This window comes from Natrinema pellirubrum DSM 15624 (genome assembly GCF_000230735.2).
In the GTDB taxonomy this organism is placed as follows: domain Archaea; phylum Halobacteriota; class Halobacteria; order Halobacteriales; family Natrialbaceae; genus Natrinema; species Natrinema pellirubrum.
This window is the reverse complement of record NC_019967.1, coordinates 213,575-231,096: the sequence shown is the minus strand read 5'-3', so window position 1 is coordinate 231,096 and position 17,522 is coordinate 213,575. Positions and strand designations below refer to the sequence as shown.

Here is a 17,522-nt window from a genome sequence, read left to right as displayed (position 1 = left end):
CATTCGTCCGTCTTGTCCTTCTACAAACAGGCGAGTGCCTTGGTGCTGGACTCCGAGAGGGGTCACGGTTGTGGATAGCCCAGTCAGGAGCCACGGTTGTTAGCGGTCGAGCCAGTACTGCCAGTCTGCAATCGCTTGTTCTGTGTCACGACCGGTTTCGAGAGGTTCCAGTTGCTCTAGCGGTACGCCAAGTTCTCTGTCCATCCACTCTATCGTCACGAACATCTGGCTGAGAGTCGGATCTGTCGGGGACATTCCAATCACGCGTATCGTTTCGCCTTCCTTGAGGGGAGACTCCTCTCGCTCGGAGACACAGCGCGCTTGGAACGGGAAGTCCATCATATCGTCCAAATAGGCGTACCATCCCCACGCCTGCTCTTCGGCGCTGTATGTATCGACGGTGATACGCATTTTAATGCGCTCTTCCCGTTCTTCCTCCTTTTCGGTCCATGACATATCCACCAGTACTCATTCTAGCCTCAAGATGCTCGGGGTAGGGGGTGGCTGAAACCACTTGCCAACCAATCCAAGAGACGCTCGATCCGCCCGTAGAACAGATCTGAGTCACTGGACAAGGTTCAGTACCTCACAAAGCATCGCCAGTTGACCTGACCTGAGCCACCTGTTCTGCTGTGATGAGTCGTCGGTAACGGTTGAGCGACGCTGAGCGAAGGCGGAGCTGTCGCTGTCGGCGGCGGTCAGCCGCCGACGCGACAGCGTTGCCACTCACGAAGAAGCGGGCTCGGTCAGTGACTACCGGTGGAACCGGTCGTCAGGTGGCCGGTTTGCGGGGACGGCCCGACGCACCGCGAGGGCCGTCCACGCAGCCCTCCGAACCATATTGACGAACTCCTTGTACGGCCACCACCAGAGGCGACGCCCGCCTCGGCGGGGCGTCGCCACGTATTCGTAGTGGAGGTACCGCCACGCGTTCTGCAACAGCAGACTCACCACGACGTACAGCAGTCTCACCGTCGAATTTCGCGTCGTTGTCGTCGCTATCGCTTGCTCGGATAGGCGATAGCTCGATTCGATACCGAACCGTTTGGTGTAGTGGTATCGAGCCTGGCGTGGTGTGTCGATGAACGGCGCGTCAGCGGCGTAGCCGTGACGCGCCACGCCGTGCTCGTCGTACCGTCCATTCAGGTATGTACAGTCGATGTAGACGGGAAACTCGACGGTCCAGCTGTGACCGTCGAGTTTCCCTGTCAGGTCGTGGTCGATGACGCGACTCCATCCTTCCGAGAGTTCCTGCTGAATCGCCTTCCCCCACCGGATGATCGGCATCACGTAGGCGTAGTTGTGCGCCTGGAGTAGCGTGAGACACTTGCTGTCGTAGAAGCCGCGATCGAGGTAGACGGCCTTGACCTCGGTGTCAAGGCCGTCGAGTACTCCAAGAAACTCCGCGAGGACGCTGCTGGCGGTGTCGCCGTCTTCAAGACGGCGCACCGCCAGCGTGTGTCGCTTGTTCTTCACACGCGCGTACAGTGTCGCGTAGGCGTGGAACGCGGTGGTTCCGCGCTTGGCTTCGGAGTGGTAGAGGCCGTCTGTGTCGTCTTCGTCACCGTAGTAGGGCCGCAGGTGGAGGTCTGCGCAGACCTCCACCTGCTCGGGGAGCAGTTCGACGATATCCCGACGAAGAAGCGTGTTAGCGACTCGTTCGAGCCGTTCCGGCTCGAACTTCGTCCGGAGGTGGTAAAGGATCGTGTTTGCAGGCGGTGAGTTCTCGCTGGAACCACACAGCGTAGAGACCGAGGTCCCGTCGGCGCATGCGCCGACGAGGACCTCGTAGATTTCCTCAGCGTCGATTTCAGCATTATCGCCGAGATCAAGATCGATTTCATCGCTGAGCGTGTTGACGAGAAAGTTAAGGAGCTGGTCTTCGTGGATCTCATTGTCTGCTTGCTTGGTCTTGAACACACCATCAGCAAGCAGACGTTCTAACTAACCGGCTTTGTGAGGTACTGAGGTTAACCAACGTGCACGCTATTGCCGAGCCGAACTGCTCGAACGACAGGCTCAGCGAGAGATCCGTGAGCTCGAGCGTGCGAAAGCAGTCGCTGGATCAGACAGTACCGGTTCTGATGGTGAGTGTTTGACCGATGAAACGGAAGGTTCTGAAATGAGGGGGCCCCACCATGTCCGCATAATTGTGTAAAGCTCCTTGAGGACAAGTCCCAAGGTGAAGCCTTGGGGTCAAGTGATTCGAGGGAATAACGCTCTCTCGCCATCAAGCGAAATCGACGATTTTGCAGACATCACAGATTGCTGATTCGCTTCGTCACGGAAGGCCGGAGGTCGTCTGAACGACCCCGAGGCACTCTCGCTGCTCTGTTGAACGCAAGACGGCGGCAGTATTGAAATTTTGATATCCAGGTAGATGGCGTTAGAACTCCTGTACTGATTGTTTTGAGATCTGGATGATGTGGGAGGAGTACAGTTCGTTGATTCTGCAACCATCAGAATTAGGTCACTTTGTGAGAACCCGTACGTGGATGACGGCGATGTCTCTGGCGGATACGTCCAGAGAAAGAGAGCAGGCGGCGAGCCCTAACTCGCCGCCTGCGATAGGTTATGCACGATACACTTGCGCGTGAGCTCTCGGAACTGGCCGTGCCAGCTCCGAGAGCGTAACTTCTCACCGTCATCCTTCAGCAGTGAGAACGCAGTCTCACTCAGTGTCCGCTGATGGTACAGATCTTCGTCCATCCGAGCGTTATGCGCTTTCTTCAGCGCATTGTGCTCCCTGTGTTTGATTAGCGGTCGTGTCGCGCCAGCGCGACACTCCTCTCTGAGATCTGACCACGAATAGTTCGCATCTGCAAGGAACTCTTGCAGGTCTTCGGCGTTGCGCCGATAGACCTGCAAGCCGATGTGTCCGTCCCACTTGCGCTTCGTCGTGAAATGAACGTCTTTGATCGCCAGTGACTCTGTATCGACCAAAATCGTTGTCTTCAGCTTGTGAAACGAGAAGCCAGCACGATTCCGGTAATGATAGCTGGTTTGATCTCGCTGGAAGCCACTGGCGTCGATTGCTGCTGTTCCCGACCAGCCAGCCTGCTCCGCACTGCGGCGGAGCAGGCTGCGGAGTTCACGCATGTCGACCTGTTGCTCCCATCGACAGAGCGTGGTGTGATCCGGCGATTTGTCGATGTTAAGCTCTTCACGGATGGCTCTGGAGTCATTGAACCATGCTTCAGTCTCTCGGAAATCTTTGTCGAGTTCCGCATGCAAGAGGATAAACGCGATCTGAGTCCACTCGGCGAACCCGCTGGCGCCGTCCGGCGCAGCGGGTTCGTCAGGGTTATCCACGTGCTGTTTGGCAAGATTCTTACACTGCCGTATGATCGGCCGTTTCGACCTCATATCGCAAGACGGCGTCCAATTCCCCACAAGCCTCACGGAAATCAGCCGAGAACAAGGCTGAAACTGGTGCTATTCGACGCTGCAACAGAGCAACTCTCGCTGTATCTCTGTAGAAGTCCCTGTGGTGAGTAGCTCCCCCTCCCCACCGTGTCCGCATAATTCCTCCGAAGAGAGCAATAGTAAGAGAACAACACAAGAGGGACCCCCCACCGCGTCCGCATAATCTATCCGCAAGAGTGTCAGACGCTCCGCACTACAGCGGTTTTCGTTATATCATATTATTAATTAGTTGGATTTTCGCTAGTGCGGGTTTGGTTGTATCAGATTTAACTTAGTTCTTTCTCTTCTCTAGAGCCTTCGCTGGTTCTACGTGAAGCAGGGGTTCTTTCTCACAAGATTATGCGGACATGGTGGGGTGTGGGGGTATACAAAGAATCGAGTATGCGGACACACTGGACACACCGGACACGGGGGTTTATAATCACTCATTACATTGGTCCCACATGTAATGTCCGGCGACGGAGCGAATTCATCTGATACGGGCCTCAACAGCAATCCATACGGCAGTACAGTCGAGATATTTTCTGATGAGTCTGTCTTGAAAGAGGACTGGCAACCTGAGAAACTCCCAGAGAGGGAAAAAGAACTCGATGAAATCCGGAATGCGCTCGCCCCCGCAACACGCGGTGTTAACGCTCACAATCTATTTCTCTATGGTAAAACAGGTCAAGGTAAAACAGTCGCCATTGATCACGAACTTGATCTCCTAAACGAGTATGCGAACTCTCAGGACGACTTGGAATTAAGCGTCATCAAAACCAGCGCGAACAATCAATCAACATCCTATCAGCTCGCTGCGCACCTCATCAAGGAAATTCGTGACGGGTCTAAGAAGCCGAGCGGCATTGATCAACAGAGTATGTTTGACCTGCTCTATGATGAATTACGCGGCCTCAATGAAACAATCATTATTGTCATTGACGAGATCGACTCGATTGGTAGCAATGATGACCTTTTATACGAACTTCCGAGGGCCAGGAAGAACGGCCATCTTGGGAACCAATGGATTTCTGTTATTGGTATCAGCAATGATCTAGAGTTCCGTGACAATCTTTCTCCAAAAGTCAAAGATTCACTGTACGATAGCGAGATCGAGTTCGCACCATACAACGCTAATCAACTCACGAGTATTCTAGAACGCCGAGCCGAACGTGCATTTGTCGACGGTGTTCTTGATGGCGATGTCATCCCACTCTGCTCAGCATTTGCCGCTCAAGACGAAGGCAGTGCCCGGCAAGCGATCCGATTGCTGTACAAGGCAGGAGAACTCGCCCTAAACAACGATGATGAAGTGATTTGTGAATTACATGTTCGCGAAGCACGTGATATCTTAGAACGAAAGCGAATCGAAGAAGGAATGCGGAGCCTGACGACACAGGACCAGCTAGCGTTGCTTTCTGTTGTTGCCCTCGAGATAGACGAAGAAACACCGGCACGAACACGACAAGTCTATCAGAAATACAAGGATATCGCTGCTATTCTCGATTCAAATCAGCTTGTCGAACGACGGGTTCGCGATCACTTGCAATCTCTCGGGATGCAGGGGTTCCTTATCGTGGAAACACGGAACCGGGGGATTCAGGGCGGATCACACTACCGCTTTGAGGTGAAAACTGATTTGGAGGCAACATTAGATATTCTTGGAGAAGATAACCGGATTGATGATGTCGTTGAGGATTTAACAGACATCGCGACTGCCAAAAATCTCGTCTGATTGACACCCACCCCGCGCTGAAGCGGAGGCTTTGCGCCTGTTCATCCTATAACTGCGGCTATGATCTCTTCTTGACGCTTTATCAGCGAGTGGCGCTACTCTTGATTTCCTATAAACTTACTGACTGAAATGCTCGGACGTTCGTATTCTATTTTGGCTAGTAACACTGGGCAGTATTACTGGCCAGCAATACTGTCTTGTCTGGCTAGTATTTTTATATTGGGAGACCATCTGCTTAGCGTGTATGATTCCGTATACAGTCTGGTCCGAGGCGGGTGGCGTCGGAAAGACGACGCTTGCGGCTAACCTCATGCGTGCGCACGCGAATCAAGGAATGAAAGTTCTCGGGATCGATATGGATCCGCAGGATGGCGGCCTAACCAATCACTTCGGTCTCGATGATCTGAAAGCTGATAGCGAGGCTGACAATCTCGTGCTCCATATGGTTGACCGACCACGAGGCGATTTTCATGACCTCATCCAGTCGACTGAAGGCGTCGATCTCGTTCCAAGCCACAATAATCTCGGCAACCTTGCTGATCTCCTCACGACGGCCAAGGAACTCGAGGACCAGACGAGTCTCGAGGGGGAGTTTGAGAAGGAAAAGCAGCTCCGACAGGTCCTCGTCGACGCTGGTATTCCCTCAGAATACGACGTTATCATCATTGACCCACCAGCGTCTGAGGGACAACACCTGTACAACGCGGTTTACGCAACGTCGAACCTTCTCATCCCCTTCGAACCATCTCCGAAAGGCGAACGGAGTGTTCAGGGCCTCCGTGATGTGGTGAGCGGCCTCGAGACTGAACTCGGAGATATCGACGTCGGTGTTCTCGGTGCCGTCCCGAACAAGGTCAAAGGAACGAACGTGAACCAGAAATATCTCAATGCACTCCAGGAGGAGTCGCTACCGATCGCCCCTGTGTCGATCGGCGAGCGTGGATCGATGCTTGGTGATGCGTGGGACAACCAAGTGTCGATCTACGAACTCGCGGAGAATGATGACTACCGCGATCTTCGCGATTACGAAGAACCGACGCTCGAGAAGTTCGACGAGCTAGCCGAATTCATTGCCGATCAATTTGCGACGACAGAGGTCACAGCATGAAATCTGGTGGCCAAAACCCGTTTGCTGACGAGACTGAACAGAGTGACCAACCAGAGGAACAGGAAGAAGAAGTCAGTACTACTGGCCAGTCAGAAGAACAAAAAAAGATGGGCAGTAATACTGGTAATGCTGATCAGTCTGATTGGGATGGTGAGCAAAAAGATACAGTCAGTAATACTGGACAGACTGACCAGATCGATCAGGAAGAAAACCCGGCGCAGTCTGGAAGTAATACCAGTCAGTTTGACCGATCAGACTTACCACGAATAGTTGTTAGAGACTCAGTCAAAGAAGACCGTGATGGGGGTGTGCACCAACTGTTCGTCTACCAGGATACCGAGGATAAAGAGAAACAGGCACGCCGTGATCTTGAGGACCGATTTGACGATGATCTCTATAAGCTCGATGCTCGAGAAGCGATATACCTCGCCGGGATGCAAAATTTAGACGACGCTGAGGATATTCTCCGCGAGTGGGGTATGGATTTCTAACACTTTCTTTTCCTTAGCGCTCATCCCGATACATTGTAACATAGGAGTTTCTCGAACCAGCTATCTGGTTCGTTGAGTTTCAGTTCAAGGAAATTGAGATACCGTTGGAGATGATGTTTTGAGACACCTCTGAACTTCGCCAGCCACTGGCGAAGGAAGCTGTGGCGGTTCTCACAGGTGTTCGTGTGGGCATCGCCGATGACGTAGGTGTCGGAGTGGGTGACGGCCAGATGGCCGTCCACCCCCTCCTTCTCCTCGATCTCGTCGTAGATTGTGTAATCATCGGTACAGAGGATGACGCTTCCATCACCGTATTCAGCGATGTCTTCGTCGGCGTCTTGGAGATCCTTGCAGACGAGAAACCGAACTCGTCCGTCATCCCGACGGACGAGTGTCAACACCGGTGGTTTGTCTGATTCGAATCGTCCTCGTCCCTTTTTTTGAGTCCGCGCTTGCGCGGACTCTGATCCTCGTCTTCGATCCCTTTCTCACCAGCTGTTACGTAGATCTCGTCAGCTTCACAGACATCGTACAGCTCAAATTCATCGATCTCCCCGCTCACATCCTGGACTTTGTGAACGAAGTTGAGAACAGCTTCGTAGTCTCGGCCAAGGTCACGAGCGATCTGAGCGGTCGGCTCAGATCGCATCTCCTTGACGATATAGAACATCTCTTCCAGTTCGAAGCGATGTTGGCCGAAGATCGTGTTTGTGAGGTCGTTGAAGTACGTCTCACACCCCTTGCACCAGTACTGCTGGGCGTCTTTTCCGGTTGTTCCGCGCTTGACAACGTCGTCACTCTCGCAATGGACACACGTCACCGTCTCGCCGAAGCGGGCGAGACGGAGACGTTCAAAGCACCGCTCACGTGGTGGAAGGAACACTTGCGCAGACTTCTCGTCCATCTTGGAAGACACTTGGAGAGTAAGGAAAATTGATGTTACGACTTATCGAGATGAGCGTTCCTTAGACCGGCCAATCCGAAAGCTGACTGTGATGTGACTTGAGCACACCGTCATCGTGTCGCAACACCGATGAGGATCCCCCTTGTCAGAAGTGGCGTATCGAAGGTAGCAATCCCGATTACAGCAAGGCAGAATGTGAGGACGCCAGCAGTATCGACTGGGCTTGCAACTATTCCTCGAGAGGAAGAAGACCCGACGCCATCGGGAAGTAATACTGGCCAGTTAAACTGATCAGTATCACTCAAAACACTGTTAGGGTCTCTGTCAAAGAAGGCCGTGATGGGGCGTGATCAACTGTTCGTCTACCAAGATACCGTATAGCGTGTCATAGAATACGTCTCATACCCTCAACTTGGCGATTATACAGCTTCCAATTCGCGTGTAATCCTATGAATTTCGTCAGTCATGGGTTTTGCTCAAGGGCGAAACCGTGAACAACGCCTCCTGAGAACTATTCTATGACACGCTCTACCGTAGACAAAGAGAAATGGACCTGCCTCGATTTCGAGCGGCGATCGTGACTACTACTCCTCGTACGCGAGGTTCATGATCCACTGCGAGAAGGCGTCACTGTTAGGATCAATCATCTTCCTCACCGACAAACGGTGAGAGCATATTGCCGGCCATCAGCAGTCTGAAATCGAGGTCTCGTGCGGTCGGCGAGATGAAGTAGGTGTTGTGGCCCCTGTAAACGGTTTCCTCTCGATCGACCAGTTCCTTTTCAACGAGCGATTCGACGATCCGACTGCCCTTGTGCGAGGAGAATTCCAGTTCCTTCCAGAAATCGCTCTGGTGGATGCCGCCGGACTCGCGGATGAGCTCGAGACCCGCTCGCTCGTCCTCGTTGAGTTCGGCTTCGGCCGTGGAACTGCTCATGGTGGCCACCTCGCCGTATGTACTGCTATAGGCAGGAGTGCATCCATACTACATTCAAGACAAGGCGAGCCGTTAAAAAGCGCTTTTCGTCGACTGTCGATTCGACCGCGGTGCCACTCTCGAGTCTCTCGCCGTCTTGCTAGATGCAGTACACTCCAGCTAGCGTCAAGACCTTGAGAACACGGAGTCATGCTCGAGTGGACTATCAGAGTCTTATCGCCGACGATACCGAGTACGAGGAAAAGTACGCCGACGGTAGTCTTCTTGGGCGATAATACCGTCCCGAACACGGAAGACTGTAAGTCCTTCTTCTCTATAGGAAGGGCAGGCCGAGTGCCTCGAGGCGGTTCACTGTTTGCGCTCGAGTTCTGAGAGCGCCTTGATTCGTTCGTCGGTTGGTGGGTGTGTTCCAAAGAGATAGCGTTTGAGTCGGTGTGTCCACCGTCTGAGCCACCAATACGACGGCTCAGTGTCTCCGTCTGGTCCAAGCATGACTTTTTCAGGTTCCTTTGGATCAAGTGGCAGAACAGATAACGAAGAGACACTCGAAGCTTCACGAAGGTCACGAGTCGGTGTGTCTGCGATTTCGTCATCGAGTCGTTGGAGTGCGATGGCGAGGGCAGCAGGTGATCCGGTAACCTCCGTCGCTGCCTGATCTGCCGCTCGTTCTCTGGCTCGAGACAGACGAGCTGTGATCGTTCTCCCGACAACCCAAACGCCGGTTGATAAAAACCCAAGCGGTACGGTCACAATACCAACTGCCCCTGGATTTTCTATCTGTGTGATTCGTGATCGCAGTCCATTAGCGAGAACAACAGGAAGTGACACAACCGTCATGATCATCGCGTCTCGGTTTCTGACGTGAGCGAGTTCGTGCGCAATCACTGCCTCGAGTTCCTCCTGTCCATCCAGTGCCTTGATTGTCCCAAGAGAGAGCACCAGATGGATGTTTTCTGGTCGGAACCCAATCGCTAATGCTTCAGGTACATCTCGGTCTGAGATAGCAATCGTTGGGACAGGGACGTTGAGTTGGGCAGCAACTCGCGTTGTTATTTGATACAATTCCGGTGCCGTCTCTCGATCCACTGGATAGGCATCTGCACGTCGTTCGATCGTTTCGAGCTGCCTGTACTCGAGATAGCCGATCGTCACAAGCGTTGCAACAGTAACAATGACTGCTATCTGAAGGGCATTCGCAATCTCAAGAAGGACGAGCACACCGTAGAACACAACCCAAACACCCACAAGGAATCCAACTAAGACGAGGGCGAGTCCAAGGAGGGCAGCGACCATCCGTAATTGAAGAGTGGTTGGTCTGGAGGGCATGGTAGTTAAATGAGGGTGAGTAACCAGAAGACCAATGCTACACTTCCGGCCAGACCGGTCGCCTCTCCCGGTGCTAACCCTCGTTTGTGCAGAAGTCCAAATCGCCAGATTATCCCACTCCACAGAGTTGTGATTCCGGTGAATAGCGGTTTCAACTGTTCTAACGGTTTGAGGTCCGCTCGGAACTCGTCCATCCACACGGTCGGATTACTATCTGGCGTCACCGTCACAGGGTCAATCATCATGTAGAGGAGGCCAACACCGAGGAGAAGATTGAACAGGATCGGGACCAGCCCCCAGATCGCGACAGCGAATGATGTCGCTGCCCCGCCCTCACCGCCAAGCAACCATGACCCCGCATGGAGCAGACAGCCTGCTAGAACGATCACAATGAGTATGCCAAGGAAGACAAGTCCGATGACTTGACCAGTAGCCTCTGAGAGGAGAGTATCGACGTTTCGGTCAACCTGAGCGGGTGCATCACACCCTGTCTCTATTGATCCCGGGGAAGCCTTGCAGAAACTCTCTGACGGTCGGTTTGGATTATCGATCATAACTGTCCCGTCAATACGATCCTGGAGTATCCAACTGATACCCCATACCCCGATCGGGTGCGAGAAGACAAGTAGGAGACTGACGGCTATAATGCGTCTGGTGCGGAAGTCCCGCTCGGCGAAGAACCGATCAGGGTGGAAAAGTGGTGTGAAGGGCGGCATTGTGTTGAACGACTATTGGTTCCTGGTAAAGTGTTATGATATCTATATTATTGTCTTGACCTTAGGAACTATCGGATCGATACTTACAGCAGATGATGGCATCTTGCGTCAACTACGCCTGCTTATCAAGCAGCGAGGGTTCTATCTGGCTCGAGTGATGTCTACGGAAGCGTGCCGAATGGAGGGCGCAAGTCTGTCAGTATTTCGCCGGTCGGGGATGCTACTGACACCTGTTGCGCCACACATCTGGTGGCTATCCGTCCGTGTGCGTCAGCCAAACAGACAGCGACCGGCGATCTCGAACGAGCACTCGCCGAATGCGTAGAGATTCCCGTTGTTCGATCCGACGAAGACGAGGTCGGAGGTAACTGCTGGGGTCCCTGTCCTGGCTTGCTCGTTGTGGCCCATCTCCGCACGACCGAGTTCCTCGCCCGTTGCAGCGTCGACGACAAACAGGTGGACGTACGTCGTATCACGCTGGATCCACCCCAGCGCGTAGACTGCATCACCAGAAACGACCGGCGTAGAGTCGAGGCCCATATACGGTTTGTCCGGCGAGAACCTGCGCTGATCTTTGTCATCAACGTCGCCACCGAAGCGCCACACTCGCTCACCAGTCTCGAGCCGGCGGGCCTCGAGGCCGTAGTTTGCGACGTGATAGATCAACCCATCAGCGACGGTAAATTCCGCCTCGGCCCAGTGGACCCCGATCGACTGCCGCCAGCGAAGCGAGCGATCACGACGGTCTATTGCGACGAGCGTGTGCTCGTTGCCCCGTCGGAGTGGCACAAGTAGCAGGTCGTCGACGACGGTTGGGGTGCCGTTGAGAGGCCCTTTCCAGCGCCAGCGTTCCACACCTGTCGCCATATCGAGTGCAACAAGTCCGCCACTGTCGAACGCAACGTAGACCACGTTGTCGGTCCCAGCCAGTTGCCACATCCCGTCCCACTCGGAGAATGGCACGTTCCAGCGTTCGTTCCCGGTCGCGGGATCAATGCCGAAGACGATTTCCTCCTGACGGTCTTCGACGAGTGTATCGTACGTTCCCGTCACGACTATGTCGTCAGTCACGACGGGCGTGACGACATCAGGCTTTTGCTGGCCGCGATAGAGATTGTCGAAAGTCCACCGAATCTCACCATCGGTGGTGAGCATCGTCAGCCCAGGCTTGGTCTGGAGGAACAACCGGTCCTCATCGACGACCGTCGAGTCCGAGTGGTATAAATAGTGGCGCTCGTCGGTCCGGAAGAGTTCGGTCGTCCACCGAGAGTCGCCGGTCGCTGCGTCGAACGCCTCGATCCACGCCCCACCGCGTTTGTCACCTCGCGATGCCTGTGAGTAGGCAAAGTAGAGCACACCATCATCGACGACCGGTGAGGGATTGACTACGCTGCTGCGCTCTTGGTACCAGACTGTGTGGAGGTCCGTCGTCGGACCCTCTGTGGTCGAGTACCCAGTGTGGGCATTATTTAGCGTGCGTCTGGGCCAGTTGCCGTCGGCGGTCGGTTTCTCGGTCGAGATGCACCCTGCGAGTGCACCGATCCCGGTGGTACACGTTGCGAGAATCGACCGGCGGGTAGAGGGCATTGGTACAAGAGTGACAAAATTGTAAAATATATGTTTTGGTCGCACGTCACGAGCGTTGTCGGAGACGAGGACTCATCCGCCAGTAAGGTCTTCTCGAAGCCGGATACCACGGTTCCAGAACCTCGAGATGTTCGCGGACGCAGCGCTCGCGGTAACTACAGATGCTGTACGTGTTTAGCCCCGTCTGATTTCGTCACTGTCTCGTAGGTGGTGGCCTGTGACAGATACATGGTCTGTCAGCAGGGAGTCAGTCTACATTCTCAGGGATGGTCTCCGCTGCCCGGAGACCATCCCGTCGGCCCTGCTGTCGTCGTTTCGAGGTGGAATCGATGAGCTGGGACGATCTCTCCAAGGACGAACTCCTCTCGCGGTTTCTCCAGATGGAGGAGCGAATCGACGAGCTGGAAGAGAAGATTGCCCAGAAGGACAAGCGGATCGAGGAACAGAACGAACGGATCGAAGAGCAGCAAGAGCGGATCGAAGAGCAGCAAGAGCGGATCGAAGAACTCGAAACACGTCTCCGGAAGTACGAGAATCCACACACTCCACCCAGTAAGCGACGGTCGGGGACCGACGAGTCCCCGACCTCGCAGGACGACGAAGACGACGATGTCCGAACTGATGGTGGTACTCCCGGTCGAAAGGACGGTCACAACCCGGAGTGGCGCTCTCCGCCCGATCCTGATGAAGAAATCGAGGTCACCTCTGACTGTTGTCCCGAGTGTGGCGACCACTTCGACGAGTCGGTGGGCGTCAGCCCCCGACTCGTCGAGGAAGTCCCGGATCCACAGCCACCAGAAGTCACCCAGTACAACCGACACCGCTACCAATGCGACTCCTGTGGAACTGAGACGGTTGCGACTCACCCCGACTGCCCCGATGAGGGGCAGTTCGGGGTGAACGTCATCGCGCAATCTGCCCTGTCACGGTACGATCACCGCCTTCCCTACCGGAAAATCACGGACCGCTTCGAGCAACTTCACGGACTCGAACTCTCAGGTGCATCCGCGTGGCACGCGACCGAGCGCGCTGCGCGCGCCGGTCGCTGTGAGTACGAGCAGATCCGTCGAGAGATTCAGGAGGCTGAAATCGTCCACGTTGACGAAACCGGCATCAAGCGTGACGGTGACCAAGCGTGGATCTGGACGTTTCGGACGGACGAGCATACGCTGTACGCGGTCAGAGAGAGTCGTGGGAGTGATGTTCCCGCGGAAGTCCTTGGCGAGGACTTCGCGGGAACGGTCATCTGTGATGGGTGGACGGCGTATCCAGCGTTCAGCAGTACGCTTCAGCGGTGCTGGGCACATCTTCTCCGGGAGGCTGAAGACGTTGCTAGTGACCACGAGGAGGCAGAACCGGTGTACCGGTATCTCAAGCAGATGTTCGTCGGTCTCCAGTCGTGGCTGGAGACCGACCCAGATCCTCGTGCGAGAGCACAGATGCATCGAGCGTGTCAGGACGGCCTCAGATCGCTCGTTGAGCGGTCAGTGACCGACGAACCAGTGGCAACACTCCTCGGGAAGATCGAAGGTGGACTCGACCACTGGCTCACCTTCGTCGGTGAGCCAGCGGTCTCCCCGACGAACAATGCCGCAGAAAACGCCCTTCGTGAACCTGTTGTTCTCCGGAAAATCATCGGAACACTCCGGAACGACCGTGGCATGTTCGTTCACGAGACGATCTTGTCCCTGCTGGCGACGTGGCGCCAGCAGGGACGCAACCCATACGAGGAACTTACGCGGGTTGTCCACGACAACGAAATGATCTCACGAGAGCAGACTGTGCCGGTTGTTGAGACCTCGGGGTAAACACGTACCAGATGCTTATAGAACGGAACCGTAAAGGGCGGCGAACAACATCTTCATTTACCAATGAGTCAGATTCTAAATGCAATCGCTGGAATGCAATTGACCATCGCGGGTGTCTCTTTAGCTATCCTCTTCGATTTTCACGGGTTGTTCTGGCCTCTTGGAGTACTGTCAGTTCTGTTTGGAACGTTAATCGTCGGTGGTGAGATTTACCGTGAGGGTTCCGCCGAATAGTATTTGCAGTCACTACAGTGACTGATTCGTGTATCCTCTGTACTGACCGGTAACTACGTGTGCGTACTGTCCGAACATGGTATGCAAGGTTGAAGCTCATAAAACATTTAATATTGAGGTGATGACAAGGGAATATGAGTGTGGAACCCCTCCAAGAAAAGATTCCACGGTTTACTGTTCCCGCGATTATCGTGCTTCTTGCTGGAAGTCTATTCTACACCGTACTTACAACGACAGCGATATTCGCATGGCTTGTCTTTTGGGGTGGACTACTCTCGATAGGACTCTGGCTCGCTGTTGTCTATCTGCTTTACCGGCTTGTACTGGCAGTCGAGCAGTTTCCACTGAGGTGGCTGTCATCCTATTAGTGTCTATTCACGTATTTTCTTTATCTCCTTTGGCACTATTTCATTCACCACTACCGATATTATAATGGCCAAAATTAATATCAAATAAAAAGGTAAGCCAAAGATATTATTATCTATGTAAACTAGGATTAGTGCAATAATTGGAGCTCCAATCAAAGATCGTATTCTGCCCAACATTCCTACTCCTTTACTAGACATTATTTAACCAAATAGCTAACCAAACTTACAAATAATTATGCATAGGATATTCCTTCTCGTTAGCAGATAGCGTGATCTGGGAGAGCAAAGAATGTGGTGAAACCAGCTGCATTTTGAGAAGGTTTCCAAGAAGTCATCCCGCCTTTAATTGATCTCATTTTTGGTCGTGTCAAGCGTGTGATGGAGCTTCCCACAAGGAATTATTTTCATATGACATTCAGCGAACCAGTTGTTAGATCGAGCGTGCGAATCTCGAAGTATGTTATCTCCCAGTTCCTGCAGTGGAATCGCGTAGCACGGGAAAAGACGGTCCACTGGAATCACATTAAGTAATCATTTTGTATCTTTAACAGGAATACATCGACTATGGTCCCCTATATCAGCGACGTTCTGTTTAACGAGCCACAAGGCTGGCCCAGCTCACTCGTCCAGTTTGGCGCGTCGTTCTCCTTCTTGTGTATATTCGTGTATGCCTGGAGTGTCGGCGACGCTGGAGAAGTCCCGTGGGTACTATTCTTTATCGTCGGAACTGCGCTGTCCGGAATTGCTGAATCTCTTCCGAAAACTCGACGACGGGCGGCTGGTCTACTGCGTCTCACAGCCATCCTCGTATTGGTCTGTTTTCTCGCCATTATGTTCCTCGTTCCGGAGTACATCATTGGGTAATCGAAGGTCGCTCTTTGAATTCACAGTAGTGAGACTGATTGTTAGATTACCACTGGTGCTGTGAGCCAACCGGAGTTATCCTACTGAATTCACCCTCTATATCTAGCACTCCAAAAGGTACAAGGTACGAGAAGAGTTCTATGACACGCTCAATCGGTCGGGTATCTATTTGTCACTCGAGGTTAATTCTTGAAACGACATGCATTATCTTGGTTCCCCTCTAGTCCGTCCGGTTCTCAATTATTCGAGGTGAAATCCGTCATGACGTCGCTTCCAACTCGTGCTGGCCTTTTTGTCCGGACAGTCATCGCCGGTGTTAGCTGTCTGTTCCTCTCGAGTGGTGTCGTCGTCGCTGTCCTCTTGTTGATTGGCGTCCCGATCTACGCTGGGGTTCACTACGGTGTTGAGGTGCTTTCCTCACTAGCGATCCTCTCTGGTTCTGATTTCCGTCTCGCCGCCGAGCCACTCGCTGTAGCGCTCGTAGTTGCGGTCGGGATGCCTTGTTTGGCGGCCGTCGAATTGTCGCTGCGGACTGTTCGTACCGCTCGCGAGCGCTCCGCACCGGCTGGTGCACTTGCCCAGGGGATTGTCGAACTCGCCTCGTACGTGCTGTTACTTTCGTCGTTACTGATTGTACTAAGTACTCTGCCGTTCCTTCGTTCAGTACTGCCTGTTCCGCTGTTCGGGCTCTTGGTCCTGCTTGGCTTCTTTTACTTGCTGATGGCTGGGTACCTCTGGGCTGCCCACGAATGGATCCGTTCGAAAGACGATGTGAACGGTGAGCGCACGACCGGCGGTAATTGGCTCGTCATCGGGATTTTTATCGTCGGCTACCTCAGTATGGCCTATTGGGTTGGGTTCGCACTGCTCGTTGTCGCTGCACTTGTTTGGCTCGTTTTCGGATCGATTATCGTTCCCAATCATGTCGATGGGGTGCGGGACGCCATCGAGCACCGCGCCGCCGAAATCGCCGAGGAGGAACCTGTCGACCCAGCAGCCGCCTACGGCATCACGGACGAGGTCAAATGGGTGCGTACCAAACTTGAGCAAACTACAGATCTACGACCGACCATTCTAGTGACCGTCACAGGAATCGTTATAGTCGGAGCCAGTTACTGGGCAGCAACTCTCGTATCAGTCGAAACTGTTGTCGTCTCAGTGGCCGCCGTGAGTGCTGCCGCGTTCGTTGGCATCCATGTCGGCGCTACAATCCGCACAGAGTTCACAGGCAACAACGCTGTTCTCCGAGATCTCGAGGACCGATTCGATCTCGAGACGCTCACGGTCACGGACATCGAGTCGGTCGATCAGATTGCCGGTACAGCGGGATCTAATTCTGACCGAAAAGTCGATGTGAATGCATCCCTCGAGTCGATTGTTACTCGACTCGCTGGTCAGGTCGACCTGCCGCCGCCCGAGATTCGAGTACTCGAGCACGGAACACCCGTCGCACTGACAGTGGGCTATCGTCCCGCTGTCTCGACACTTGTTCTCTCTAGGGGGTTGATCGAGACGCTTGAGTACCACGAACTCGAGGCTGCTATCGCTCACGAACTCGCCCACATTGCCAACCGAGACGCCGCGGTGCTCACTGCGCTATCAGCGCCCAGTGCTGTTGCACGGCTCGCTCGTAGTCGATACGGCTACAACCCTGTCGTCGAACCACTAGCAATGTTGGTTGGAACCATCAGCCGGTGGTACGTCGCTCTCGTCTCCCGTGGCCGAGAGTACGCTGCCGACGACGGCGCGGTCGCGATTACTGGCGACCCAGCCGCACTCGCAAGCGCGCTTGAGTCGCTTGACGCTGACCTCGAGCGTCGCCCATCGACGGATCTTCGCGAGCGGGATACGGCTACTGCGTTCGCTATTGTCCCGCCACCGTGGGAGAAACATCCATTCTTCGATCGGACGCGACGATTTATTGCGCGTCGGGTCTTCGGTACGCATCCGCCAACCGAGAAGCGTATCGACCGGCTTCGCGCTCGAGTGTGACCGACACTTGATTGTCACTCGACGAACCAACACGGTCTGGTTGGACGG

Annotated in this window: 12 protein-coding genes and 1 pseudogene; 5 read left to right on the top strand and 8 right to left on the bottom strand. The window is 54.0% G+C overall.

The window, feature by feature from the left end:
* Positions 1 to 99: 99 nt before the first annotated feature.
* From NATPE_RS19420 to NATPE_RS19410, 3 genes are all read right to left on the bottom strand, one after another.
* Positions 100 to 456 carry a calcium-binding protein gene (locus NATPE_RS19420; RefSeq protein WP_006180949.1) on the bottom strand — a complete coding sequence of 119 codons (357 nt, stop codon included), beginning with the start codon at positions 454 to 456 and terminating at the stop codon, positions 100 to 102.
* A gap of 297 nt (positions 457 to 753) precedes the next feature.
* Positions 754 to 1,920 carry an ISH3 family transposase gene (locus NATPE_RS19415; protein WP_015310312.1) on the bottom strand — a complete coding sequence of 389 codons (1,167 nt, stop codon included), beginning with the start codon at positions 1,918 to 1,920 and terminating at the stop codon, positions 754 to 756.
* Between the two features lie 630 nt (positions 1,921 to 2,550).
* Positions 2,551 to 3,366 carry an IS5-like element ISNpe14 family transposase gene (locus NATPE_RS19410; protein ID WP_015298633.1) on the bottom strand — a complete coding sequence of 272 codons (816 nt, stop codon included), beginning with the start codon at positions 3,364 to 3,366 and terminating at the stop codon, positions 2,551 to 2,553.
* A 508-nt stretch (positions 3,367 to 3,874) separates the two neighbouring features.
* On the opposite strand from NATPE_RS19410, the gene NATPE_RS19405 reads away from it, so the two are divergent.
* The 3 genes from NATPE_RS19405 to NATPE_RS19395 all read left to right on the top strand — a co-directional run bounded on the left by NATPE_RS19405 (position 3,875) and on the right by NATPE_RS19395 (position 6,739).
* On the top strand, positions 3,875 to 5,140 hold the full coding sequence (locus NATPE_RS19405) for a Cdc6/Cdc18 family protein (protein ID WP_006180945.1): 1,266 nt from the start codon (positions 3,875 to 3,877) through the stop codon (positions 5,138 to 5,140).
* Between the two features lie 244 nt (positions 5,141 to 5,384).
* Positions 5,385 to 6,248 carry a ParA family protein gene (locus NATPE_RS19400; RefSeq protein ID WP_006180944.1) on the top strand — a complete coding sequence of 288 codons (864 nt, stop codon included), beginning with the start codon at positions 5,385 to 5,387 and terminating at the stop codon, positions 6,246 to 6,248.
* A complete protein-coding gene (locus tag NATPE_RS19395; RefSeq protein WP_015310311.1) occupies positions 6,245 to 6,739 on the top strand; it encodes a hypothetical protein in 495 nt (164 codons plus the stop codon). Before NATPE_RS19400 ends, NATPE_RS19395 begins: the two co-directional genes overlap by 4 nt.
* 20 nt (positions 6,740 to 6,759) lie before the next feature.
* Here NATPE_RS19395 and NATPE_RS21775 read toward each other — a convergent pair.
* The 5 genes and pseudogenes from NATPE_RS21775 to NATPE_RS19370 form a co-directional block, all read right to left on the bottom strand.
* Positions 6,760 to 7,643, bottom strand: a protein-coding gene (locus NATPE_RS21775; RefSeq protein WP_015310310.1) for an IS1595-like element ISNpe28 family transposase whose coding sequence is annotated in 2 segments (ribosomal slippage) — positions 6,760 to 7,181 and positions 7,181 to 7,643 — 885 coding nt in all. Because the reading frame shifts where the segments join, the coding sequence is not laid out codon by codon here.
* 584 nt (positions 7,644 to 8,227) lie between these two features.
* Positions 8,228 to 8,579 (bottom strand): annotated as a pseudogene (locus tag NATPE_RS19380) (helix-turn-helix transcriptional regulator).
* 348 nt (positions 8,580 to 8,927) lie between these two features.
* Complete coding sequence (locus NATPE_RS21765) at positions 8,928 to 9,905, bottom strand: M48 family metallopeptidase (RefSeq protein WP_006180942.1); 978 nt, start codon at positions 9,903 to 9,905, stop codon at positions 8,928 to 8,930.
* 5 nt (positions 9,906 to 9,910) lie between these two features.
* Positions 9,911 to 10,621, bottom strand: a complete 711-nt coding sequence (locus NATPE_RS19375; protein ID WP_006180941.1) for a YIP1 family protein — start codon at positions 10,619 to 10,621, stop codon at positions 9,911 to 9,913.
* A 270-nt stretch (positions 10,622 to 10,891) separates the two neighbouring features.
* Positions 10,892 to 12,208: an outer membrane protein assembly factor BamB family protein gene (locus NATPE_RS19370; protein ID WP_015310309.1), complete on the bottom strand. Its 1,317-nt coding sequence runs from the start codon at positions 12,206 to 12,208 to the stop codon at positions 10,892 to 10,894.
* Between the two features lie 329 nt (positions 12,209 to 12,537).
* On the opposite strand from NATPE_RS19370, the gene NATPE_RS19365 reads away from it, so the two are divergent.
* Complete coding sequence (locus NATPE_RS19365; protein WP_015298760.1) at positions 12,538 to 14,016, top strand: IS66-like element ISNpe8 family transposase; 1,479 nt, start codon at positions 12,538 to 12,540, stop codon at positions 14,014 to 14,016.
* A gap of 1,727 nt (positions 14,017 to 15,743) precedes the next feature.
* A complete protein-coding gene (locus NATPE_RS19355; protein ID WP_006180939.1) occupies positions 15,744 to 17,474 on the top strand; it encodes a M48 family metallopeptidase in 1,731 nt (576 codons plus the stop codon).
* Positions 17,475 to 17,522: the final 48 nt, after the last annotated feature.

What these genes read in the sequence shown, in the direction of transcription:
- NATPE_RS21765 (WP_006180942.1), bottom strand. Translation starts at nt 9,905, where the DNA reads ATGCCCTCCAGACCAACCACTCTTCAATTACGGATGGTCGCTGCCCTC.
- NATPE_RS19405 (WP_006180945.1), top strand. Translation starts at nt 3,875, where the DNA reads ATGTCCGGCGACGGAGCGAATTCATCTGATACGGGCCTCAACAGCAAT.
- NATPE_RS19365 (WP_015298760.1), top strand. Translation starts at nt 12,538, where the DNA reads ATGAGCTGGGACGATCTCTCCAAGGACGAACTCCTCTCGCGGTTTCTC.
- NATPE_RS19420 (WP_006180949.1), bottom strand. Translation starts at nt 456, where the DNA reads ATGTCATGGACCGAAAAGGAGGAAGAACGGGAAGAGCGCATTAAAATG.
- NATPE_RS19375 (WP_006180941.1), bottom strand. Translation starts at nt 10,621, where the DNA reads ATGCCGCCCTTCACACCACTTTTCCACCCTGATCGGTTCTTCGCCGAG.
- NATPE_RS19370 (WP_015310309.1), bottom strand. Translation starts at nt 12,208, where the DNA reads ATGCCCTCTACCCGCCGGTCGATTCTCGCAACGTGTACCACCGGGATC.
- NATPE_RS19395 (WP_015310311.1), top strand. Translation starts at nt 6,245, where the DNA reads ATGAAATCTGGTGGCCAAAACCCGTTTGCTGACGAGACTGAACAGAGT.
- NATPE_RS19410 (WP_015298633.1), bottom strand. Translation starts at nt 3,366, where the DNA reads ATGAGGTCGAAACGGCCGATCATACGGCAGTGTAAGAATCTTGCCAAA.
- NATPE_RS19400 (WP_006180944.1), top strand. Translation starts at nt 5,385, where the DNA reads ATGATTCCGTATACAGTCTGGTCCGAGGCGGGTGGCGTCGGAAAGACG.
- NATPE_RS19355 (WP_006180939.1), top strand. Translation starts at nt 15,744, where the DNA reads ATGACGTCGCTTCCAACTCGTGCTGGCCTTTTTGTCCGGACAGTCATC.